Source organism: Streptomyces sp. NRRL B-24484, assembly GCF_000717715.1.
Classification (GTDB): domain Bacteria; phylum Actinomycetota; class Actinomycetes; order Streptomycetales; family Streptomycetaceae; genus Kitasatospora.
Genome location: NZ_JOAI01000024.1, coordinates 92,063 through 112,924 on the forward strand (window position 1 = coordinate 92,063; position 20,862 = coordinate 112,924).

General features: G+C 74.8%; 20 protein-coding genes. 6 read left to right on the plus strand and 14 right to left on the minus strand.

What is annotated here, in order from left to right; all coding sequences use genetic code 11:
• Positions 1-88: 88 nt before the first annotated feature.
• A complete protein-coding gene (locus IE98_RS0122475; RefSeq protein WP_030271631.1) occupies positions 89-1,492 on the minus strand; it encodes a hypothetical protein in 1,404 nt (467 codons plus the stop codon).
• A 275-nt stretch (positions 1,493-1,767) separates the two neighbouring features.
• Here IE98_RS0122475 and IE98_RS0122480 point away from each other — a divergent pair, with 275 nt between their 5' ends.
• From IE98_RS0122480 to IE98_RS0122490, 3 genes are read left to right on the plus strand one after another with little or no spacing between them, the layout of a single operon-like run.
• Entirely contained in the window at positions 1,768-2,397 is a 630-nt protein-coding gene (locus tag IE98_RS0122480; RefSeq protein ID WP_030271633.1) for a hypothetical protein, read from the plus strand.
• Positions 2,398-2,404: 7 nt separating this feature from the next.
• Complete coding sequence (locus tag IE98_RS0122485; RefSeq protein ID WP_234443633.1) at positions 2,405-3,064, plus strand: DUF5987 family protein; 660 nt, start codon at positions 2,405-2,407, stop codon at positions 3,062-3,064.
• Positions 3,061-4,644: an FAD-dependent oxidoreductase gene (locus tag IE98_RS0122490; protein WP_030271637.1), complete on the plus strand. Its 1,584-nt coding sequence runs from the start codon at positions 3,061-3,063 to the stop codon at positions 4,642-4,644. The genes IE98_RS0122485 and IE98_RS0122490 overlap by 4 nt, the downstream gene beginning before the upstream one ends.
• A gap of 51 nt (positions 4,645-4,695) precedes the next feature.
• Here IE98_RS0122490 and IE98_RS0122495 read toward each other — a convergent pair whose 3' ends face one another.
• The 7 genes from IE98_RS0122495 to IE98_RS0122525 form a co-directional block, all read right to left on the minus strand.
• The gene (locus IE98_RS0122495) at positions 4,696-4,908 is read right to left on the minus strand and encodes a hypothetical protein (protein WP_030271638.1); all 213 of its coding nucleotides are present in this window, start codon (positions 4,906-4,908) and stop codon (positions 4,696-4,698) included.
• 225 nt (positions 4,909-5,133) lie between these two features.
• Complete coding sequence (locus tag IE98_RS0122500; RefSeq protein ID WP_052390825.1) at positions 5,134-6,882, minus strand: penicillin-binding transpeptidase domain-containing protein; 1,749 nt, start codon at positions 6,880-6,882, stop codon at positions 5,134-5,136.
• 118 nt (positions 6,883-7,000) lie between these two features.
• The gene (locus IE98_RS0122505; RefSeq protein ID WP_030271640.1) at positions 7,001-7,285 is read right to left on the minus strand and encodes a hypothetical protein; all 285 of its coding nucleotides are present in this window, start codon (positions 7,283-7,285) and stop codon (positions 7,001-7,003) included.
• 152 nt (positions 7,286-7,437) lie between these two features.
• A complete protein-coding gene (locus IE98_RS0122510) occupies positions 7,438-8,181 on the minus strand; it encodes a class I SAM-dependent methyltransferase (RefSeq protein WP_030271642.1) in 744 nt (247 codons plus the stop codon).
• Between the two features lie 158 nt (positions 8,182-8,339).
• Positions 8,340-8,843 (minus strand): VOC family protein, encoded by a 504-nt coding sequence (locus IE98_RS0122515; RefSeq protein WP_030271643.1) that lies wholly within the window; start codon positions 8,841-8,843, stop codon positions 8,340-8,342.
• A 207-nt stretch (positions 8,844-9,050) separates the two neighbouring features.
• Positions 9,051-12,278 (minus strand): fused isobutyryl-CoA mutase/GTPase IcmF, encoded by a 3,228-nt coding sequence (gene icmF, locus IE98_RS0122520; RefSeq protein WP_030271644.1) that lies wholly within the window; start codon positions 12,276-12,278, stop codon positions 9,051-9,053.
• Between the two features lie 185 nt (positions 12,279-12,463).
• Positions 12,464-13,852, minus strand: a complete 1,389-nt coding sequence (locus tag IE98_RS0122525) for an MFS transporter (RefSeq protein ID WP_234443634.1) — start codon at positions 13,850-13,852, stop codon at positions 12,464-12,466.
• 180 nt (positions 13,853-14,032) lie between these two features.
• Between IE98_RS0122525 and IE98_RS0122530 the strand changes: the two genes are divergently transcribed.
• Positions 14,033-14,863 (plus strand): NRDE family protein, encoded by an 831-nt coding sequence (locus IE98_RS0122530; protein ID WP_030271648.1) that lies wholly within the window; start codon positions 14,033-14,035, stop codon positions 14,861-14,863.
• A 93-nt stretch (positions 14,864-14,956) separates the two neighbouring features.
• Positions 14,957-15,400, plus strand: coding sequence for a PH domain-containing protein (locus tag IE98_RS0122535; RefSeq protein ID WP_159401023.1), 444 nt, complete (start codon positions 14,957-14,959; stop codon positions 15,398-15,400).
• A gap of 11 nt (positions 15,401-15,411) precedes the next feature.
• Here the strand turns inward: IE98_RS0122535 and IE98_RS0122540 are convergent, their stop codons facing one another.
• The gene (locus tag IE98_RS0122540) at positions 15,412-16,980 is read right to left on the minus strand and encodes a serine hydrolase domain-containing protein (protein WP_030271651.1); all 1,569 of its coding nucleotides are present in this window, start codon (positions 16,978-16,980) and stop codon (positions 15,412-15,414) included.
• Between the two features lie 199 nt (positions 16,981-17,179).
• Here IE98_RS0122540 and IE98_RS0122545 point away from each other — a divergent pair, with 199 nt between their 5' ends.
• A complete protein-coding gene (locus IE98_RS0122545) occupies positions 17,180-17,827 on the plus strand; it encodes a hypothetical protein (RefSeq protein WP_030271653.1) in 648 nt (215 codons plus the stop codon).
• A 104-nt stretch (positions 17,828-17,931) separates the two neighbouring features.
• Here the strand turns inward: IE98_RS0122545 and IE98_RS0122550 are convergent, their stop codons facing one another.
• From IE98_RS0122550 to IE98_RS46630, 5 genes are all read right to left on the minus strand, one after another.
• Positions 17,932-18,717, minus strand: coding sequence for an EamA family transporter (locus IE98_RS0122550; protein WP_052390831.1), 786 nt, complete (start codon positions 18,715-18,717; stop codon positions 17,932-17,934).
• Between the two features lie 260 nt (positions 18,718-18,977).
• A complete protein-coding gene (gene infA / locus IE98_RS0122555; RefSeq protein ID WP_030271656.1) occupies positions 18,978-19,199 on the minus strand; it encodes a translation initiation factor IF-1 in 222 nt (73 codons plus the stop codon).
• A gap of 75 nt (positions 19,200-19,274) precedes the next feature.
• On the minus strand, positions 19,275-20,075 hold the full coding sequence (locus tag IE98_RS0122560; RefSeq protein ID WP_052390826.1) for a GNAT family N-acetyltransferase: 801 nt from the start codon (positions 20,073-20,075) through the stop codon (positions 19,275-19,277).
• Between the two features lie 184 nt (positions 20,076-20,259).
• Positions 20,260-20,508 carry a DUF6296 family protein gene (locus IE98_RS0122565; protein ID WP_030271659.1) on the minus strand — a complete coding sequence of 83 codons (249 nt, stop codon included), beginning with the start codon at positions 20,506-20,508 and terminating at the stop codon, positions 20,260-20,262.
• Positions 20,509-20,751: 243 nt separating this feature from the next.
• A partial coding sequence (locus IE98_RS46630; protein WP_159401024.1) for an RICIN domain-containing protein occupies positions 20,752-20,862 on the minus strand: 111 nt, incomplete at its 5' end.

Consider the following 20,862-nt stretch of genomic DNA (forward strand, 5'->3'; position numbering starts at 1 on the left):
GGCCGGGGTTGGCGCGCCCGGGGGTGGTGGCCCCGTCCGGGGATGGTGGTCGCGGCAGGCCGTGCGGACGGGGCCCGGCGGTGCGGGCTCACCGGCCGCCGACCTCCGCGTGGGCGGTTCCGGTCAGGGTCCAGGCCGCCTCCGGGCGCCAGCGGCCCCACCAGCGTTCGAGCACGATCCGGGCGTCGGCGGCCTCGCTGTTGCGGCACACCGCGCGGCGGCCGTCGGGGTCGGTGTACGCCAGGGTCAGGGTGCGTTCCTCCGCTTGGGTGACCGTGACGCGGACCCGGCGCAGCAGGGTCCGGCCGGTGACCGTCCAGGTCGGCAGGCAGATGCGTGCCCGGAACCGGCCCGGTCCGGCCCAGCCGAGTGCCGGGCGGGCGGCGCTCCGCGGCCAGGTGCGCCCGCGGTGGCGGAGTCTGAGGAAGACCAGGGGCGGCAGCCGGTCGAGCCCCGGCCTGCCGGACACGGCGGCGACCACCTCCAGCACGTCGCCGCCGCCGAGGTCGGCGTGCAGCCAGGCCCAGCGCTCGGCGTTGCCGTGGCCGTGGATCCGGGCGGTCGCCCCGGGGGCGGCGTCGAGGCGGAGCACGCCGCCGGGGTGCTCGATCGTGCCGGTGTAGCGGGAGACGGCGGCGGGCAGCATCTGCGCGGCCGGCAGCCCGCCGTGGTGCCAGGCCCAGCGGGGGAAGGTGTAGAGCGGATCGCCCGCGGGCTGCTCGGTGAGGTCCCAGGTGTACGGGCCGGCGGTGCCGCGCAGGTGCCGTACGCCGTTCCCCTTCCCGTCCTCGTTCTCCGTATCGGCGGCGGCGGAGAACTCCCGGCGGGGCGGCCAGGGTTCGGGGCCGAACCGGGCGTGCGTCGGCGGGCCGTCGGGCGGGAAGAGCGCGATCCAGCCGTGCACCCGGGCGGGCGAGCCGTCGGCGGGTGCGACCAGTTCGCGGTGCAGCCAGACGCCCGTCCCTCCGGCCGGTTCGGTGAGTGTGGCGTACCAGACCTCGAGGCGGCCCGGTCGGCCGTCCCAGCGCGTCCCCAACTGCCGCGCCCCTTCGCCGTGGCGGGGGAAGCGCCAGCTCGCCAGGAAGGGCAGCAGTCCCGTCCACGGGAGGCGCAGCGTGCCGCGACCGGCCTCGCGGCCGTCCGCGGAGAGGGTGTACGGCAGGACGGTCGCCGAGCGCACGGGCCGCCGGAGCGAGAGGGACTTCCGGCCGTCCAGGGTGAAGCGCCGGCCGCCGGCGGTGAACTCCAGCCGGTACCGGATCCGTCCGGGCCGCGACGGGGAGATCTCCAACTCCCCGGTGGCCCGGGGGTCGTCGGCGATGCCCCGGATCCGGACCCGGCCCGTCACGGCGGCGACGGTGGTGCGGTGCGGCAGGACGAGGGTGCCGGCACGCACCGCGAGGTCCAGGCGCACGGGGTGTTCCTCGGCCTCCCCGGTCATCCGGGCGGTGCCGAGCAGCGTCTCGGCGAAGGAGGTTCCGCGCGATCCCATGCCCGTCCTCCTCGCCGTCCGCGCTCCGGTCGTCAGTGGCTCAGCCACCGAACCACTGGAGCTGATGAGCCGTCAAGAGTGCTGCGGCAGGCTCCTGTACGTGGCACTCGACCTGCCTGTGAGTGCAGTGGATGAGTCACCGTCACATCCCTTGTCCTCGCCGGTGGCCGTGCCGCATCCTCGTCCGTGCCGGCCGGGCGCCCCGCCGCCACTGCTGCGGCGCCGGGCCGGATCCTCGTGCGACACCCCCGTCCTGCTCCGTTCCAGGAGGCCCCGTGTCCCGTCCACGTCTGCGTTCCGCCCTGCTCGCCGCCGCCCTGGCCGCCGGAACGGTCGCCGCGGCCGCGGCCCCCGCCGGTGCCACTGCCGCTTCCGCGGCGGCCCCGGCGGCCGCCGTCTCGCCCCCGGCCCTGCCGGGCCCGTTCACCGAGCCGGACTTCGCCGCCTCCTGTGCGTGGCACCGCTACGGCGAGGGCGAGCGGCCGCCGTGGTGGCTGATGTTCGCCGATCCGCTGTGCGTGGAGTACAGCAAGCGCGACATCACCCTGGACGACGGAGGCGCGCTGCGCTTCCTGCTCGCCGAGCCCGCGCGGATCGCGGCCTCGCTGCTGACCTGCCGCTACTACCAGCAGGACCACTGGAGCGTGCAGTCCACCGGCGGTGCGGTGCCGCGGGTGGCCTGGGACGGCCAGTACTGGTGGGACCGGACCGCCCGGCGGGCCGGGGCGCGGCTGACGCACTTCCGCGTCGACGGCGTGCCGGTCGGGATCGGCGACGCCGTCCTCGCCCTCCGGCCGCACCACCCCGCGCTGGCCGAGGAGCTCGCCGCGTACGGCACCGCCTCCGGCGAGAGCGGCTTCACCACGGGGCTGCCGGCCGATCTGCGCTGTGCGTCGGGCGGGTGAGCGGCCGGTGTCCCCCGCCCCGCTCGACCGGCGCGGCCTGCTGAAGGCCCTCGCCGCCACCGCCGCCGTCCTCGCCGCGGGCCCGCCGGGCACGGCTCCGGCCGCCCGCGCCGCCGACCTGGGCTCCTGGACCGTCCGGAGCCTGGAGGCGTTCGCCGACACCCTGATCCCCGGGCAGCGCCGCCGCCCCGGTGACCTCGCGATCGCCGGTGCGGTCACCGGACCGGGCGCGGTCCAGGCCGGTGCCGTCCAGGTGCTGGCCTCCCCCGACCTGCCGCTCGGCCCGTGGCTGCCGGAGATCGCCGGCCTGCTCGACGCCCGCGCACTGGCCCGGGCCGCCACCCACCTGGTGTGGTTGCCGCCCGGCTGGCCGCCGTTCGCCGGCCTGCCCTTCGACCACCGAACGGCGCTCGTCACCGGCCTGTTCGACCCGGGCGAGCCGGACCGGCCGGTCTGGCAGGTCCTCGCCCTGCTGGTCGGCCTGGCGTTCGACACCGCCGCCCAGGAGCACACCGCAGCCGCGGTGGCCGGCGGCCACCCGGGGCTCGCCTGGATCGGCTTCCCGCCGCCGGACGCGGACGGCCTGTGGCGCTTCCCCGAGCACTCCTACGGCCGGCCGCTGGCCGACCTCCATCCGCGCACCACGCCCTCGGGGAGCCCGGCATGAGCGCAGAGACCACCGACGTGCTGGTGATCGGCTCCGGCTTCGGCGGCGCGATCCCCGCCTACCACCTCGCGGCCGGCGGCGCCCGCGTCACCGTACTGGAGCGCGGCCCCCGGCTGGCGGCCGCGGACTTCACCCACGACCTCCGGCTCGGCAGCTACACGAGGATCGTCGACGTCATCAAGGGCGACGGCATCTCGGTCGTGGCCGGCAACTGTGTCGGCGGCGGCAGCGTGGTGTACTTCGCCGCGTCCCTGCGCGCCCCCTCCTTCGTCTTCGAACGCCGGGGCAGCCTGCAGCGGCGCATCTGGCCCGCCGCGCTGACCCGCGCCGCCCTCGACCCCTGGTACGACCGGGTCGAGCAGTCGCTGCCCACCAGCCGGCTGGACTGGGACGGCATCTCGTACGCCGGCGGCGTCCTCGCCGCGGCCTGCCACCGGGCCGGACGCACCTGCAACCCGGTGCCGGTCGCGGTCGACCCGGCGCGCTGCACGGACTGCAACTGGATGCTGTCGGGCTGCCGCTTCGACGCCAAACGCTCGATGCTGCTGAACTACCTGCCCGCCGCCGAGGCCCACGGCGCCGACGTCCGGCCGCTGCACGAGGTGCAGGCCGTCGTCCCGTCCTGGATCGACGGCCACCGGTACGCCGTCCGCTACACCGTGCTGGATCCCTCCGACTACGGCTGCACCCTCGACACCGGAACCGTCCACGCCAAGGTCGTCGTCCTCGCGGCCGGCGCGGTCGGCACCCCGGTCGTCCTGCAGCGCTCCGCCCTCGCCCTGGGCGGCATCCCCGCCGCCGTCGGCCGCTACTTCTCCGGCAACGGCGACCGGGTCTCCGTCGCCCTCCTGGACGAGACCAAGGTCCGCGACCTGCTGGGCCTCGCCCGTCCGGACGGCTCCGCGTACGCCGCGCTGCCGATCGGCAAGCCCATCACCACCGCCAGCTTCGACCACCTCGACGGCAGCGCCCCCGAGTTCAGCCGATTCACGCTCCAGCAGATCTACTTCCCGCCGATCACCAACACCCTCGCCCGGGCCACCCTCGGCCCGGAGTGGTTCGGCACCGGCAAGCGCGAGCTGCGCCGCTCGTGGCGGTCCTGGCTGACGGTGCTCGCCATGACCGAGGACGACAACGAGGGGACGTTCGGCCCGCCGCCGCCCACCGGTGGCTTCGTCCGCCTCGCCCCGGGCCTCGGACTCGGCACCATGGCCTACGCGCCGACCGCCGCCACCAGGGCCGGCTGGAACGCCGCCGACGCCGAACTGCGCACCGTCCTGGAGCAGGACGGGCTGGGCACCGTCCGGCCCTGGACGGAGCGGGTCGGCGGCTCGGTCACCGCCCACCCGCTCGGGTCCTGCCGGATCGGCGACGACCCCCGCACCTCGGCCCTCACCGACCGGAACGAACTGCGCGGCCACACCGGCCTGTTCGTCACCGACGGCGCAGCCGTCCCGACCTCGCTGACCGTCAACCCGTCCCTGACCATCGCCGCCCTCGCCGAACGGGCCGTCCCCGCCGTCGTCGCCCGGGCCGCCGAGGCCGGGGTCGCCGTCGAGTACGGCGCGCCACCGCCCTGATCCGGGGTCGCACGGGGCACGGCGGAGCCCGTCAGGGCACCGGACGCCGGATCAGGGGGCAGGGCTGGCCGTGGCGGCCGGGGTGTCGCACGTGCCGGGCGCGGCGTCGTGGTGTCCCGCCAGCCAGAAGCCGACGAGGAGGCCCGCGACGGCCAGGACGCGGTGCCGGTTCTGCTTCCACCAGGACGGCGAGCCGGCGGCCATGAAGCGCAGGTGGGTGTACTCCGGATGCACCTGGGGCGGTGCGTCCCTGAAGAGTCCCATCAGGTCAACTCCTCTCCCTTGAGGGGGGTTCACGACCATACGCCTCATCCGTCCTCGATTGCCGGGATTTTTCGGACCTGTGCCGATCGTCCCGCCGACGCGGACAGCGCGCGACAAGCGGGGCGAGCGCGCGGACTCGACGAGCCGGCCCCGCAGCGCGCGGGGAGCCGGCCCCGGCCCGGCCCGGGGCGCGGCAGCGGCGGTGACGGCCGCGGTGACGGGTGGTCAGCCGCCGTTGCCCGTCCGCAGGATCTCGGCGGCGGCCCGGCCCGCGGCGTCCGCGCCGTGGCCCGCGCCCTCGACCTCCACCGCCACGGCCAGGTCGCCGCGGTAGGCGATGAACCAGCTGTTGGGGTTCTTGCCGTCGACCTCGGCCGTGCCGGTCTTCGCGCCGACCTGCCCGGTGAGGCCGGCCATCGGCGTGCGGGCGGTGCCCTCCCGGACGGTCTTCGCCATCATCGACCGGAGGTCGCGCGCCACCCCCGCGGGGAGCCGGCGGGGGGCGTTCGCCCGGTCGGCGACGCCGTCGACCACCACCGGCTGGCGGAAGGTGCCGCTCTGCACGGTCGCCGCGACGGAGGCCATCAGCAGGGTGTTCATCTGGATGCCGCCCTGGCCGATGTACTCGGCGGCCTGCTCGTCGCGGCTGCCCGGGGCCGGGATCCGGGCGTCGAAGCTGTGCAGACCGGTGTGCCACTCCAGACCGAGGCCGAACTGCTCGGAGGCGACCTGGGCGAGCGTGCCCGGCCGGAGCTTCGCCAGGCCCTGCTCGATGAAGGCGGTGTTGCACGAGTGGGCGAAGTCGTCGGCGAGGGTGTAGCCGAGGTGGTCGCCGCGCTCGTCGTTGTGCCACGCCTTCGGGGAGTTGGCGGTGTCCTTGCAGGGTGCCGGGCCGTCCGGGCGGAGGCCGGCCTCCAGCAGGGCGGCACCGGTCACCACCTTCATGGTGGAGCCGGGTGCGATCCCGCCGCCGAAGGCGCGGTCGAACGTGCCGGCGTTGGCCACCGCCAGCACGTGTCCGGTGCTCGGCTCGACGACGACCGCCGAACCGGCCCGGCCGCCCGCGGTCTGCTCCCGCAGCGCGGCCTCCGTCACGCGCTGGAGCTCCGCGTCGAGGGTCACCCGGAACTCGGCCGCGCCGGGATCGGTGAGGGCGAACAGCTGCTCGGCCGGCTGTGTGGCGCCGCGCACGATCACCACCGCACGGCCCGGTGTGCCGGAGGCGTCCTTGCCCGTCCGCACGCCCGCCAGCATCGCCTTGACCGGTGAGGAGTCGTCGAAGGGCTTGCCGTTGCGGTCGACCAGCCGGCCGGGCAGGGCGTCCACGGTCTGCACGGCGATCGTCCCGCCGCCCGCCAGCCCGGGGTGGATCACGGCCGGCTCCCAGTGGACGGCGATCCGCCCCTCGCCGGTGCGCACCACGCCGAGCCGGCCGTCGTACTCCCAGGCGCGGTCGGTGCCCTCGAAGCGCAGCCTGGCGTGGAAGCCCACCGTCGTCCCGCCCGGCCGGCCCGCGGTGGGGGCCGGGCCGGTCGGGGCGAGGGTGAACTCGCGAGGGTGGAGCTGCTGTTGGAAGTCCGACAGCGCACCGGTGGCGATGTCCTGGCGGTCGGTCAGCGCGGCGGCGGCCGCGAAGTCGCCCTTGCCCCAGGCGTCGAGGAAGCCCTTCGCCGCGGTGGCGGCCTGGTCGGCGGTCGGCACCCGGGTGGCGGCCGCCGGCTGCGTCGGCCCGGCGGCCCCGCCCCCGCCCCCGCCGCCGGATCCGCCGTGGCCGCCGGAGCCGCCCCAGACGGCGCTGGCGACGTTGTAGGCGCCGAGGCCGCCGACCGTCAGCATCCCGGCGCAGACGACGGCGATGCCGATCCGGACGGCGCGCCGCCGTCGCCGCGGCACCGCCGCCCCGTCGTCGACGTCCTCGTACTCGGCGTCGCCGTACTCGGCTTCCTCGTACCGGTCGTCGTCGAACTCGATCATCCCCGCCCCCTCGTGGAAACCATGGCGGTGGAGATCATCCGCTCCCGAACGGCCGGGCGCAATGAGTATCCGTACTCAGAGACACACCGACGGGCGGCCGCCCGGGTGCGGTCGAGTGCTATCCGGCAGCGACGACTTGACCCGCCGTCACCAGGGGCGGGTTGGGGAGCAGCGAGGCGAGGTTGTCGCGGACGAAGTCGGCCGCCCTGGTGACGGACTCGTCGGCGCCGGCCCGGTCCTCGAAGACGCTGGTGGAGACCATCACCCCGTTCCCCGCGTCGACCCAGTAGTAGGCCACGAAGCCGGGAACGCGGCGCAGGAGGGGGACGAACCCCTCGGCCACGCGGCGTCCCGCCTCCGCCGGATCGGTCACGCCCTCGTACCGTCGCACTGCTGCGTACACGTCGTTCTCCTCGCGGGTCCCTCGGCGGTCTCGTGGGGAACGGCATACCCCGGCCGGGCCCCGCGCGCTCGCGCGGGGCCCGGAAGGCACCCGGACGGCCCCGTCGTCGCGGCCGCCGATCCCGCCGGCCGCGGGGCGGGACCGTGCCGGGCTCAGGTGCGGCAGCGCAGCATCTCCAGCGGCGGGTGGGCGAGGAGGTCGGCCCAGAACTCCTCGCCGTACGCGCGGAGTCCGGCCTCGGAGATCCGGAGCGGGTGCCACTCCAGCCCGACGAACCCGGCCGCCCGCAGGGACTGCTCGTAGACCTCGCGGCGCGGGACGGAGGCGACGATGCCGATCGGCTGCGGTTCGAGGAGGGCCGTGACGCGCACCTGCGGCCCCGTTCCGGTCTCCTCGCCGGTCGGTTCGCAGCGGAAGCCGTAGCGCTCCAGGTCCGGGCAGTCGAACGCGTAGTCGGGCTTCTGGGCGAACACGAAGAACTCGCCGCCCGGGACGAGGCTGCGGTGGATACTGCGGCACATCCGCTCCAGGTCCGCGACGGTCTCGGCGTAGTTGAGGCACTGCACGGCCACGGCGAGGTCGAACCGCCGGTCGAGCGGCCGCAGTCGGGCCACGTCGCCGACCTCGTAGCGGATGTCCAGCGGCTCGCGCCGTTCGATGTCCCGGGCTGCGGCGATCATCTCGCCGGAGATGTCGACGCCGAGGACGTCCGTGGCGCCGCGCCGCTTGAACTCGCGGCTGTAGAAGCCGGTTCCGCACGCGAGGTCGAGCACCGACCGGTCCTTCACCTCGCCGACCATGCCCAGGAAGCTGGGCACCTCCCCGTAGCGGATCAACGGCAGGGACTTGAACCCCTCGAACGCCTCGCCGATCCCGTCGTACTGCTGCACACCCATGTGCCGCCCCCTCCTGCGCGTCGTCCGGTCCGCGACCCCGCGCGCTCCCGGGTGTCCGGGGCGCGCGGGATCGCGGTCGTGGCAGAGAGTCTCCTCCGCGTCACCGGACGGCCGTACTGGCGGATGACACGAAGAAGCGGGCGTCCGGACCGGGCCGGCTACGAGGCCGCTCCAGTGGCGCCGTCGTCGACGAGGGCGTCCTCCAGCTCCTTGATGTCGATCTTCTGCATCTGCAGCATCGCGCGCATCGCCCGCTGGGACCTGACCGGGTCCGGGTCGCCGAGCAGTTCCGTCAGCCGCCGGGGGGTGATCTGCCAGGAGAGCCCGTAGCGGTCCTTCAGCCAGCCGCAGTCGCTCTCCCGGCCGCCGTCCGCGGTGAGGGCGTCCCACAGCCGGTCGACCTCCGCCTGGTCGTCGCAGTTCACCTGCAGCGAGATCGCCTCGGTGAACGGGAAGATCGGGCCGCCGTTGAGGGCGAGGTAGCGCTGCCCGGCGAGTTCGAACGACACCGTCATCACCGAGCCCGCCGCGCCTGGGCCGACCTCGCCGTAGCGCTGCACGTCGACGATCCGGGAGTCCGGGAAGAGCGAGGTGTAGAACCGCGCCGCCTCCTCGGCCTGGTGGTCGAACCACAGGAAGGTGGTGATCTTCTGCTCGGGCACTGCGTCCTCCCGTTCCTCGGGTCTCGCCGACGACGGTAGGCCGCGGAACCCGCGCACGCACCGGGGCCACGCCGTGCTGCGCCGTGCGGGTGCGGCGCGGGTGCCGTGCGAGTGCCGCGCGGAGGACTCGAACACCCGGGCGGAACGGGTCGGGCCCCGGCCCGCCCGTGGGGGCGGGCCGGGGCCCGACGGTGCCGGCCGTCCGTGTCAGACGTTCCTGCGGTACTGACCGCCGACCTCGAAGAAGGCCTCGGTGACCTGCTGCAGGGAGCAGACCCGGGCGGCGTCCATGAGGACCTCGAAGACGTTCTCGCCGCTGATGGCGGCCGTCTTCAGCCGGGCGATCGCCTCCGCGGCCTCCGCGCCGTGCCCGCGCTGGTAGTCGCGGACCCGCTCCAGCTGGGACTCCTTCTCGGCCGTGGTGGCGCGGGCGAGCTCCAGCTGCTGGGGCTCGCCGTCGCCACCGGGGCGGCGGAAGGTGTTGACGCCGATGATGGGCAGGGTGCCGTCGTGCTTGCGCTGCTCGTACAGCATCGACTCGTCCTGGATGCGGCCGCGCTGGTAGCCGGTCTCCATCGCGCCGAGCACGCCGCCGCGCTCGTTGATCCGGTCGAACTCGGCGAGCACGGCCTCCTCGACCAGGTCGGTGAGCTGGTCGATGACGAACGAGCCCTGCAGCGGGTTCTCGTTCATGGCGAGGCCCCACTCGCGGTTGATGATGAGCTGGATCGCCAGCGCCCGGCGCACCGACTCCTCGGAGGGAGTGGTGACGGCCTCGTCGTAGGCGTTGGTGTGCAGCGAGTTGGCGTTGTCGTAGATGGCGATCAGCGCCTGCAGGGTGGTGCGGATGTCGTTGAAGTCCATCTCCTGGGCGTGCAGCGAACGGCCCGAGGTCTGCACGTGGTACTTCAGCTTCTGGGAGCGTTCGTTGCCGCCGTACTTCTGCTTCATCGCGACGGCCCAGATCCGGCGGGCGACGCGGCCGAGCACCGAGTACTCCGGGTCCATGCCGTTGGAGAAGAAGAACGACAGGTTGGGCGCGAAGTCGTCGATGTCCATGCCGCGGGCCAGGTACGCCTCGACGTAGGTGAAGCCGTTGGCGAGCGTGAAGGCGAGCTGGCTGATCGGGTTCGCGCCGGCTTCGGCGATGTGGTAGCCGGAGATCGAGACGGAGTAGAAGTTGCGGACCTTGTTGGCGATGAACCACTCCTGGATGTCGGCCATCATCCGCAGCGAGAACTCGGTGGAGAACAGGCAGGTGTTCTGGCCCTGGTCCTCCTTGAGGATGTCCGCCTGCACCGTGCCGCGGACGTTGGCCAGTGCGTGCGCCCGCAGGCCGGCCGCCTCCTCGGGCGAGGGCTCGCGGCCCTCGGCGGCGCGGAAGGCCTCGGTCTGCTGGTCGATCACGGTGTTGAGGAAGAATGCCAGGACGGTGGGCGCCGGACCGTTGATGGTCATCGACACCGAGGTGGTCGGCGCGGCGAGGTCGAAGCCGTCGTAGAGCGCCTTCATGTCCTCCAGCGTCGCGACCGAGACGCCGGAGGTGCCGACCTTGCCGTAGATGTCGGGGCGCTCGTCGGGGTCGCGGCCGTACAGGGTGACCGAGTCGAAGGCGGTGGAGAGCCGGGTGGCGGGCTGGCCCTCGGAGAGCAGCTTGAACCGGCGGTTGGTGCGGAAGGGGTCGCCCTCGCCGGCGAACATGCGGGCCGGGTCCTCGCCGTCCCGCTTGAACGGGAACACGCCGGCGGTGAACGGGAAGAGCCCGGGCAGGTTCTCGCGGCGCCAGAAGCCCACCAGCTCGCCGTGGTCGGTGAAGCGGGGCAGCGCGACGCGCGGGATCCGGTTGCCGGAGAGGGACTCGCGGGTCAGCTTGGTGCGGATCTCCTTGTCCCGGACGACGACGACCTGCTCGTCACCGGAGTAGGAGGCGACCACCGCGGGCCAGTTCTCGATCTGCTCGGCGACCTCGTGCGGGAGCTGCTTGCGGGCGGTGGTGAGCAGCGCGTCGACGTTGGCCGCGTCGTGCCCGGCGTCGGCGAGCTGGCCGCGGACGACGTCCAGGCGCTGCACCGACCGGGCCGCCTCGGTGAGCCGCTCGGTCTCGGCGTGGTAGCCGCGGACGGTCTCGGTGATCTCGGCGAGGTAGCGGACCCGCTCGGCGGGGACGACCTGGCGGATGCCGGAGGAGTGGCGGACGGCGACCGCGGGCAGGGCGCCCTCGGTCAGCGGCAGGCCGTACTCGGCGAGGCCGGCCCGCAGGCTCTGGTAGAGCGCGGTGACGCCGTCGTCGTTGAAGGTGGCCGCGGAGGTGCCGAAGACCGGCATGTCCTCGGGCCGCCGGCCGAACGCCTCGCGGTTGCGGACCAGCTGGCGGCCGACGTCGCGCAGCGCGTCCTTGGCGCCGCGGCGCTCGAACTTGTTGATGGCGACGACGTCGGCGAAGTCGAGCATGTCGATCTTCTCGAGCTGCGAGGCGGCGCCGAACTCGGGCGTCATCACGTACAGCGAGGTGTCGACGAAGGGGACGATGGCGGCGTCGCCCTGGCCGATGCCGGGCGTCTCGACGATCACCAGGTCGAAGCCGGCGGCCTTGACGACGTCGAGCACGTCGGTGAGGTGCTCGGGCAGTTCGTGGCTGCCGCGGGTGGCCAGGCTGCGGAAGAAGACCCGCTGGCCGTCGAGGGAGTTCATCCGGATCCGGTCGCCGAGCAGGGCGCCGCCGCCGCGGCGGCGGGTCGGGTCGACCGCGATGACGGCGATCCGCAGCTTGTCCTGCTGGTCGACGCGGAACCGGCGGACCAGTTCGTCGGTGAGCGAGGACTTGCCGGAGCCGCCGGTGCCGGTGATGCCGAGGACGGGGGTCACCCGGGCCGCGGCGGCCGCGCGCACCCGCTCCGTGAAGTCCGCAGGCAGCTTGCCCAGCTCGGCGCCGGTGATGCTGCGGGCGATCGCGAACCGGTCGCCGGCGAGCAGCGCGTCCAGGTCGGCCGCCCGGCCGTCCCACAGGTCGAAGTCGCAGTCCTTGACGACCGAGTTGACCATGCCGGCCAGGCCCATCCGCTGGCCGTCCTCCGGCGAGAAGATCGTGACGCCGCTGCTGCGCAGCCGGGCGATCTCCTCGGGAACGATCACGCCGCCGCCGCCGCCGACCACGCGGACGTGCTCGGCGCCCTGCTCGCGCAGCCGGTCGACGAGGTACTCGAAGTACTCGACGTGTCCGCCCTGGTATGAGGAGACGGCCACGCCGTGGGCGTCCTCCTCCAGCGCCGCGTCGACGACCTCCTGGACGGAGCGGTTGTGTCCGAGGTGGATGACCTCGGCGCCCTGGGACTGGAAGATCCGCCGCATGATGTTGATCGATGCGTCGTGCCCGTCGAACAGTGCCGACGCGGTGACCAGTCGGACGGGGTGCACGGGACGGTGCAGATCACTCATGGAGGACCTCATGTCGGTTCGGCGGAGGCTACTGAACACAAATATAGTAGGACGTCCTAGCATTTTTGTGAGGAGCGATGTGACCAGACGCACATGTCGCCCGAACGGCGGCCTGCGCGAAGCCCCTGCACCCGGCCTGCGGCGGGCTCCGACGACCCGCTGAAGCCGGACGGCGGAATCACCCGTCAGGGGGACACGGCCCCGGCCGCGGGGGCGGGCGACCGGTCGGACCGGGCCGCCGCCGACGCCACCGCCTCCTGCCCGGCCAGTCGGCGCAGGCCCGCGCGCCGCTGGACCGCGCCCAGGGCGGTCACCGCGCCGCCCAGCGCGATCCAGCCGAGCGGCCCGGCCGTCATGACCAGGCCCGTCAGCAGCAGCGGACCGACCGACTTCTGCACGGACTGGGCCATCCCGGCGACCCCGAGGTAGGAGGCCCGGGCCTGCGGCGGGGCCAGGCTCACCGCCAGCTCCCAGGAGATCACCGAGCGCAGCAGCTCCGCGAGGGTGACCAGGACGGCGGCCGCCAGCAGCGCGGCCGAGGCCGCCGGGGTGCCCGCGCCGGTGGCGGCCGCCAGCAGCAGGCAGCAGGCCAGCAGCGTCACGCCGTACCAGCGCAGCGCCCTGAGCGCCCCGCGCGGGCCCTCGGCCCAGGCGGAGACGCGCAGCTGCAGCAGCACCACGAGGACGGTGTTGATCACCAGGAAGGCGGGGACGAGGGCGTGCGGGGCGCCGGTGCGGTGCACCAGCCAGAGCGGCAGGCCCACGTTGAGCACCGAGTCGTCGAGGTTCAGCGGGATGTCGAGCAGGACGAACAGCAGGTAGCCGCGGTCCCGCCAGGGGCCGGGCGCGGCGGCCGGCGCCGCGGGCCCCGTTCCCCCGCCGTCCGCGTTCCGCGCCACGACCGGCCCACCGCCGGCCGGCTCCCGGGTGCGCAGCACGAGGGCGGCGGCCAGCACGAAGGAGAGGGCGTTGGCCAGGATCAGCGCCCGGTACGCGGCGGGGGTGCCGACGGCCAGTCCGAGGGCCGCGATGCCCGCGCCGAGCGCGTAGCCGGCGTTGGCCGTGCTGCGGAAGAGCGCCTGGTAGACGCCGCGGCGCTCGCCCGCGACCCGGGTGGCGAAGAGCATTTCGAGCGTCTTGGCGGCCCGCTCGCCGAGGCAGGTGAGGGCCACCGCGGCCAGCAGGACGGTGTAGTCGTCGACGACCAGCAGCAGGAGCGTGGTGCCGAGGCGCAGCAGGTGGCAGGCGGTCAGCAGCCCCCGGACGGCGAAGCGTTCGGCGGCCCGGCCGGCGAGCGGCGATCCGGCGATCCCGGCGACCGCCCCGACGCCGAGCAGCAGGCCGAGCTGCCCGGCGTCGAGGCCGCGGACGAAGGTGAACCACAGGACGGACGCGGCCGACCAGACGCCGGTGCCGGTGCGGTCGACGAACTGGGAGAGCAGCATCGTCCGCCCGTCGCGTCCGCCCGGCGGTCGCCGCAGTTGTGCCAGCAGTCCGTCGGTGTTGCGCTTCCGCCGCACGGCGGGCCCCCGTTCGTCGCCTCCGATATGAATCTCGACATCAAGATACTTCATGTCGAGATTTCTCGGAAGATCGGGAACCGCTGCCGCCCGGGGCGGCCGTGCGGGGCGCCGCCGCGGGCCCGGACTGCGCGTCAAGTCCCGTCGGCGGGACGGGACGGCCCGCCGGCCCGGGCCGCGCGCCGCCGTGCGAGGATCACAGGCAGGGAACCGGCTCGGGTGAGGGGATGCGCCGTGTGCACCGTGTTCGTCAGCTTCGACCCCGGCTCGCCGGTACCGGTCGTCGTCCTCGCCGCGCGGGACGAGTACGCCGACCGGGCCTGGCTGCCGCCGGCCCGGCACTGGCCGGCCCGGCCCCGGCTGCTCGGCGGACTCGACCTGCTGGCGGGCGGCACCTGGCTCGCGGTCGACCCGGGCGGCGCCGGCCGCACGCCGCGGCTCGCCTGCATCCTGAACGGCTTCGGGCTCCCGGCCGACCCCGCGCACCGGCTCTCCCGCGGGGAGCTGCCGCTGCTGGCCGCGGAGGGCGACGACCTGGCCGGCCGCGACTGGGCCCGCTACGACCCGTTCCACCTGATCACCGCCGGCCCCGACGCGGTCTCCATGCTGGGGTGGAGCGGCGCCGAGCTCACCCGCAGCACGCTGGAGCCCGGCCTGCACGCCGTCATCAACGACGGCATGGAGGGGCTCGCCTCGCACCGGACCTCCTCGCGGAGCGCCTCGCGGATGATGGCCGCCCGGCTCGCGCACTTCCGGCCCCGGCTGGCCGCCGTCCACCGGCCCGAGCCGCCCACCGGCGGCCCGGACGCGCCAACCACCGGCGGCCCGGACGCGCCGACCGCCGAGGTGTGGGGCGACTGGCCGGCGATCGCCGACGGCGACGGCCTGGACCGCACCGACCCGGCCGCACTCGTCCAGCACCGCGACTTCGGGGGCGGACGGGTCTGGGCCACCACCTCGCTCGCCCTGGTCGGACTCGGCCGCAGTGGCGTCCGCTACGACTTCAACCCTGCGCCGGGCAACGCCGCCTGGTACCCCGTCGACACCCGGCCGCCCAGCGGCTGAGTCCGCGCCGGCCGCACCCCCGCGGGCTGCGCTCCCGGGGCGCGGTCCACCGGACCTGGTGCAGCCGGCCGGTGATCCCCTGCTGTCCCGCCCGTGGAGCATTCGACCTTCACCATGAAGCCGGCCCGGCTGGTCCGGCTCGCCCTCCGGCACGCCGTCTCCCACCTGGTCATCGGCGTCGCCGCCTACCTGGCGGTCCCGTCCTTCCCGCTGTACTACGTCCCGTTCGCCGTACTGCTGCCCGCCTTCTGCGTACTCGCCGCCGCCGGGGCCGGGACGGTCGTCGGCGGGGACGGCATCGGGATCCGCAGGTTCTTCGCCACCCGGCCCGTCCTCCCGTGGAGCGGGATCGCCTCGGTCCACGAGGAGCAGGTCCGGAAGGCCGCCGTGATGGAGCTCCGCACCACGGCGGGCAAGGTGGTCACCCTGCACTGCCCCGTCACCGCCCCGTTCAGCCCCGGCCCCGACTTCGGGGCGGACCGCGACCGGATCGTCGCGGCCTGGCAGCGGCACGGCGCCGGGGCCGGGACGGTCTGAACGGACTGCGGTCAGGGCAGCCCGACCGTGCGCCGGACGGTCTCGAAGCCGAGCACCTCGACCCGCGGCGTGCCGTCGGCGTCCCGGGTCAGGCGGACCTCGTTCCCGACCAGCAGTCCGGTGGTCACCACGTAGCTGCCGTCGGGCAGGACCCCGAGCGGCATCGTCCGCGGGCCGAGGTGGAGGGACAGGTCGAGGCCCTGCCGGGTGAGGCGGTAGCCGCCCTCGTAGTGGCCCAGGAACGCCGCGGTCGCCCCCGGGTCGCTCGGCGCGGTGCGGCTCCCGAGGTCGCGCAGGCCCTGCAGGGCGGCCAGGTGCGCGGCGTGGACCTTCTCCGGGACGCCCCGGTTGAGGCCGAACCGCTCGCCGAGCAGCAGGTTGAGGACGTACAGGTGGAAGTACGGCCCGGTCGGGGCCGGGTTCATCGCGTTGAGCACGACCAGCCCGAGGTCGTGCTCCGGCAGGAAGCCCATGTACGAGCTGAAGCCGTCGATGCCGCCGTTGTGCCAGACCAGCGAGGTGCCGTCGCGGAAGCGGTGGTGGATCCAGCCCATGCCGTAGCCGGAGGCGGTCACGTCCGGGTCGAACTCCGGCGACACGGGGACGGGCACGTGCGGCTTCCAGCACTCCGCGAGGTTCTGCGCCGACACCACGCGGCGGCCGTCCACCGAGACGCCCCGCCGCAGCTGCAGGCGGACGAAGGCGGCCATGTCGTCGAGCGAGGCGAGCGTGCCGCCGGCCGGCGCGTAGCTGCCGACCGGCCCGTAGGCGAGCGGCCGGGCGGCGGCGGTGAGGTCGAGGGCGGTGCCGCGCGCGAAGTCGGTGACCAGCCCGCGGGGGTCGTCCGCGATCCGGGCGCCGGCCATGCCCGCGGGCCCGTACACCCGGTCCCGTATCTCGGTGGCGAAGGTGCCGGTCAGGTCGTCGCCGGTCACTCCGGAGGCCAGCAGCGGCAGGTAGCCGCCGACGGAGTACACCGTGTTGTTGTAGCGGAAGGCGGTGTTCGGCCGGCCGGCCACCGGGAGGGTGACCAGCGACCGGAGGAGCTGGGGGGCGGTGGGGTCGCCCTCGTGGAGGCCGGAGAGCGCCGGCGGCTCGTCGATGCCGGTGGCCATGCCCAGCAGGTCTCGGACCTTCAGCGAGTGCGTCAGCCGGTCGGTGGGCGCGCGGAAGCCCGGCCAGGCGTCGACCGCCCGCTGGTCCCAGGACAGCTGCCGCCGGTCGACGTGGACGGCGGTGAGCAGGGAGGTCATCGCCTTGGTCGTCGAGGCGACCAGGAACCGGGTCGACGGCGTGACCGGCGCGCGGCCCTCCAGGTCGCGGACGCCGAGCGGCAGCGACAGCAGCACCCCGTCCCGGTCGACCACGGCCACCGCCGCGCCGACCAGGCCCATCGCGGTGAACTCCGCCCGCACGAGGGCGGCGAACGCGTCCCAGCCGGTGTCCCGGCCCGCCGCCCGCGCCGTGGCCGGCGACCGGCTCGCGAGCCCGGCCGCCAGTCCGCCCGCCGCCAGCCCGCGGAGCACCGTCCTGCGCGTCGGACGGGTCGTGGTGACCGCGGTCGCGGCGTCGAACTCCAAGGATCTCCCCTTCCCTGCTGCGGCGGACCGCAGGTGCACGGGCCGCCCGCCACGCTAGCCGCCGACCCGCAGCCCCCTCCCGGACACTCCGCGCCCCCGCGCGAACCTCACCCGATCAGGGGCCGGGAGCCCGCGCCCGCGGCACGGAAACCGGATGCACCCGGCCCATCGCCCGGGCGAGAATGCGGCGGTGATCGTGATGCAGCCCGTCCTGGAGATCGTCCCGCCGGACTCCTTCGGCCTCTGGCCGGTCGTCGACGTCGAGCCGTTCGCCCTGCTGCCCCTGCACGGCGGCCTCTCCCCGGCCGAGGTCGGAACGGTGGTGATGGGCCTCGCCGAGTACCTGCGCGAAGGCGGCGAGGGCGTCCCGCCCGGGCCGGACGACCCGGTCGGCGCCTTCCTGCACGGGTTGCTGACGGCGGGTGAGGGCCTCTGCGCGTCCGGCGGGCTGCAGGTCACCGACACCTCGACGGGCGTCGTCTTCCGGCCCGGCTGCTGCGACGGCCTGGAGGACCGGCGCGACTGGTACCGCGTCACCGAGGCCGGCGAGCCCCTCTGGTACGGCCACGAGCCGGTGACTCCGGCCGCTCTGCCGCACGGTGACACCGTCCGACTCGTCGTCGACACCGGGCTCAGCGACTCCGAGGAGATCGAGCTCTCCGTCGGCGAGCTCCGCGGCCTCCTCGCCGGCGTGGACCGCGACCTCGCGGCCTTCCTGGTCCTCGCCGCCGACTGGGCATCCGTCCACGTGGCGTCCGTCCACGCGCCGACCCGGGCCGCCGCCCTGGTCGACGTCCTCGCCCGCCTCACGGACCTGCCGGCCCCGGACCTGCCGCCGAAGCCGTAGGCCGTCTCCCCCGAGGGCGTGCGGGTGGCACCTCACCGGCACGCCCTTGCGCCGGACGACCTTGCCCCGGACGCCCTTGCGCCGGACGACGCGCCGGTACGAGGTCAACCGTGGCCGAGCCGGAGCACCGCGATGCCCACCAGGACCGCGGCCCCGGCGGCGAGCCGGGAGCGGCCGAGCGGTTCACGCAGCACCAGCGCACCGATCAGCGCGGCGATCAGGATGCTGGTCTCGCGCAGTGCGGCGATCGCGGCGAGGTCGCCGACCGTCTGGGCCCACACCACCAGGCCGTACGCCACCAGCGACATCACCCCGCCGGCCAGACCCTGCCACGGCCGGCTGCGCATCGCGGTGAGCAGCGGCCGGCCCCGGACGGCGAGGGCGACCAGCAGCACCGCGGCGCCCTGGGCGAGGAACATCCAGGCCAGGTAGCCCGCGGTGCCGCCGGCCCGGCGGACGCCGGCGCCGTCCACCACGGTGTACCCGGCGATCAGCACGCCCGTTCCCAGGGCGGCGCCGAGGGCGGGCAGGTGGGCGCGGCCGGGCCGTCCGCCGGCGAACGCCAGCCCGGCCAGGCCGAGCGAGACGACCAGCACGCCGACGGCCTGCCCGGCGGGCAGCGCCCGGCCGAGCACGGTGACCGACAGCAGCGCGACCACCAGCGGCGAGGTGCCGCGGGCGATCGGGTACATCTGCCCGAAGTCGCCGAGCCGGTACGCCTGGAGCAGGAGCAGCTGGTAGCCGACCTGGAGCACGGTGGACGCCGCGAGGAACGGCCAGGCGGCCCGGTCCGGCAGCGGGACGAGGCAGGCCAGCACGGCGCCGCAGCCGAGCGTCGCCGTGTTCATCAGCGCGAACCCGGCCGTCCTGTCGGCGTTGCGGTGCGCCATGGCGTTCCACAGTGCGTGCAGCACGGCGGCGGCGAGCACCACGAACGGAACCGCTTCCCGCGTCACCCCGCCCCCTTCCGAACGGGCGCCGGCGCATGCCCACGGCCCGAAGATGTATAGCCAACTTCGGGTCATCCAACAGGCCGGGGCCGGAGCCCGTCAACCGGCGCCCCGGGCTGCGGTCCTGCTCAAGGCGGACGGCCCTGCCGAACCGGGTGGTTCGGCAGGGCCGTTCACAGGTTGTCACCGTCGGCGGGCGATCACCGGAAGCGGTAGCGGATGCGACCGCGGGTGAGGTCGTAGGGGCTGAGCTCCACGAGGACCTTGTCCTCCGGGAGGATCTTGATGTAGTTCTTCCTGATCTTGCCGCTGATGTGGGCGAGCACCTTGTGCCCGTTCTCCAGCTGCACGGTGAAGGTGGCGTTGCGCAGGCACTCGACGACGGTGCCCTGCACTTCGATGCCTCCTGCGGTTTTGGTCATGCGTCCTCACTTCTGTGTCGGTGGTGGTGCGGACGGCCGGCCGGACGGCCGGGTGCGCCCGTCGGGGGCCGCGGGTCAGCGGCGGACGAGCTCCAGGGTGCTGCAGGTGCGCCGGGCGCCGAAGCCGGCGAGGAGGGCGGTGGCCGCCGTGTTGGACTCGTCCACCTCGGCCCAGGCCGTGGTCCGCCCGGATGCGTGCAGTGCGCCCAGTGCGTGGCCGAGCAGCGCCCGGGCGATGCCGTGGCGCTGCCGGTCGGCCCGGACGGCGATCAGGCCGATCCGGGGCTGCCGGAGGAACGGCACCACCCGGACGAGGCCCACGTACCGGTCCCCCTCCTGCGCGACCGCGTACTTCGACGGGTCCACCACGGTGTCCCCCGTCGGGCGGGGCAGGACCTCGGCCGGCATCCTCCGCCAGCCGACGGTGGACTCGACCTCGGCGCGGACGATCCGGTCCAGCTCGCGCAGCGGGCCCTCCTCGGCGGAGCCGGCGGGGACGATCGTCACGCCCTCCGGGCACGGCACCGCGCCGGTGGTGCGGGGGTCGGTGGGTACCAGGTGGCCCCACTCGCGGCGTTCGGTGGTGAAGCCGAGCCGTGCCCAGGCGGCGGCCTCCTCGTGGTCGTTCTCGTCGACCAGGGTGTGGAGCGGTGCCGGCAGGTCGGCCAGCACGGCCTCGGCGATGCGGTCGAACGCGGCGCGGTGCCAGGCGTCGATGCTGACGAACAGTCGTCCGTCGGGCCGGAGCGATGCGTCGCCGGTGCCGGCCACCACGCCGTCCTCGACGGCCTGCCACTGCGTGTCGGAGACCCGGACGACCGGGACCGCACGGTCGCCCCCCACGGGGGTGGAGGGCGAAGGATTCAGGGGATTCATGGGAGTTGCCTCTCGGGAGTGCCATCGAGCAGGCGCTCCCGGCGACACCTCGGTCAGTCGCCCGCCGCAACGGAGATGGGGAGCACCCATACGGATACAGCCTTCACGGGTGTCACCTCCTTCGGTCGTCTCACGGCTGACCGGACGCTATCAGCCCGGCCCGGCCGCGCCCAACCGGTTTTTCTCAGCGCAGCGGGACGGCGTGGACGGGCGTGTCCGGCACGGGCCGGCCGACCAGGTCCAGGACGTGCACGAGTCCGCCGTCCTCGATCTCCACCCGGACGGCCCGGTCCGCGTCCTCGTAGACGGGGTGTCCGTGCGGGCCGTACCCGGCCTGCCGCTCGACCACCACGGCGTCCTGCTCGCCGTGGGACCCTGCCGCTCCGGGGAAGGTCAGCATCCAGCGGCCCGTGTCCGGTGCCACGGCGATCACGCCCTCTCCACCACGCCGACGCCCCGGCCTCCATTGTCCGGCCGGATCCGGCCGTCGTGCACCCGCCGGGACGAGCGGGCCGCGGCACCGCAGGTCACGGTGGCCGCCACGGCCGGACGGCGCTGCAGCGCGGCGCACCTCGGTGACCTTCGGTGACCGGGGGCCGCGACCGGGCCGGGCGCGGCCAGGGTGCCGCGCGGGCGGCAGGGGGTGCAGTGGCCGCCCCCTGCCGCCCGCCCGGTCTCAGCTCAGCGCGAACTTCTGCGCGGCGGCGCCGTTGCAGTCCCAGATCTGCAGCCGGGTGCCGTTGGCGGAGGCGCCGTTCGGCGCGTCCAGGCACCGGCCGGACTGCGG

Coding starts and splice junctions, on each gene's coding strand:
- IE98_RS0122550 (WP_052390831.1), bottom strand. CDS start 18,717: ATGGCGCACCGCAACGCCGACAGGACGGCCGGGTTCGCGCTGATGAAC.
- IE98_RS0122490 (WP_030271637.1), top strand. CDS start 3,061: ATGAGCGCAGAGACCACCGACGTGCTGGTGATCGGCTCCGGCTTCGGC.
- icmF (WP_030271644.1), bottom strand. CDS start 12,278: ATGAGTGATCTGCACCGTCCCGTGCACCCCGTCCGACTGGTCACCGCG.
- IE98_RS0122475 (WP_030271631.1), bottom strand. CDS start 1,492: ATGGGATCGCGCGGAACCTCCTTCGCCGAGACGCTGCTCGGCACCGCC.
- IE98_RS0122525 (WP_234443634.1), bottom strand. CDS start 13,852: ATGAAGTATCTTGATGTCGAGATTCATATCGGAGGCGACGAACGGGGG.
- IE98_RS0122510 (WP_030271642.1), bottom strand. CDS start 8,181: ATGGGTGTGCAGCAGTACGACGGGATCGGCGAGGCGTTCGAGGGGTTC.
- IE98_RS0122500 (WP_052390825.1), bottom strand. CDS start 6,882: ATGATCGAGTTCGACGACGACCGGTACGAGGAAGCCGAGTACGGCGAC.
- IE98_RS0122560 (WP_052390826.1), bottom strand. CDS start 20,075: ATGAATCCCCTGAATCCTTCGCCCTCCACCCCCGTGGGGGGCGACCGT.
- IE98_RS0122495 (WP_030271638.1), bottom strand. CDS start 4,908: ATGGGACTCTTCAGGGACGCACCGCCCCAGGTGCATCCGGAGTACACC.
- infA (WP_030271656.1), bottom strand. CDS start 19,199: ATGACCAAAACCGCAGGAGGCATCGAAGTGCAGGGCACCGTCGTCGAG.
- IE98_RS0122545 (WP_030271653.1), top strand. CDS start 17,180: ATGCAGCCCGTCCTGGAGATCGTCCCGCCGGACTCCTTCGGCCTCTGG.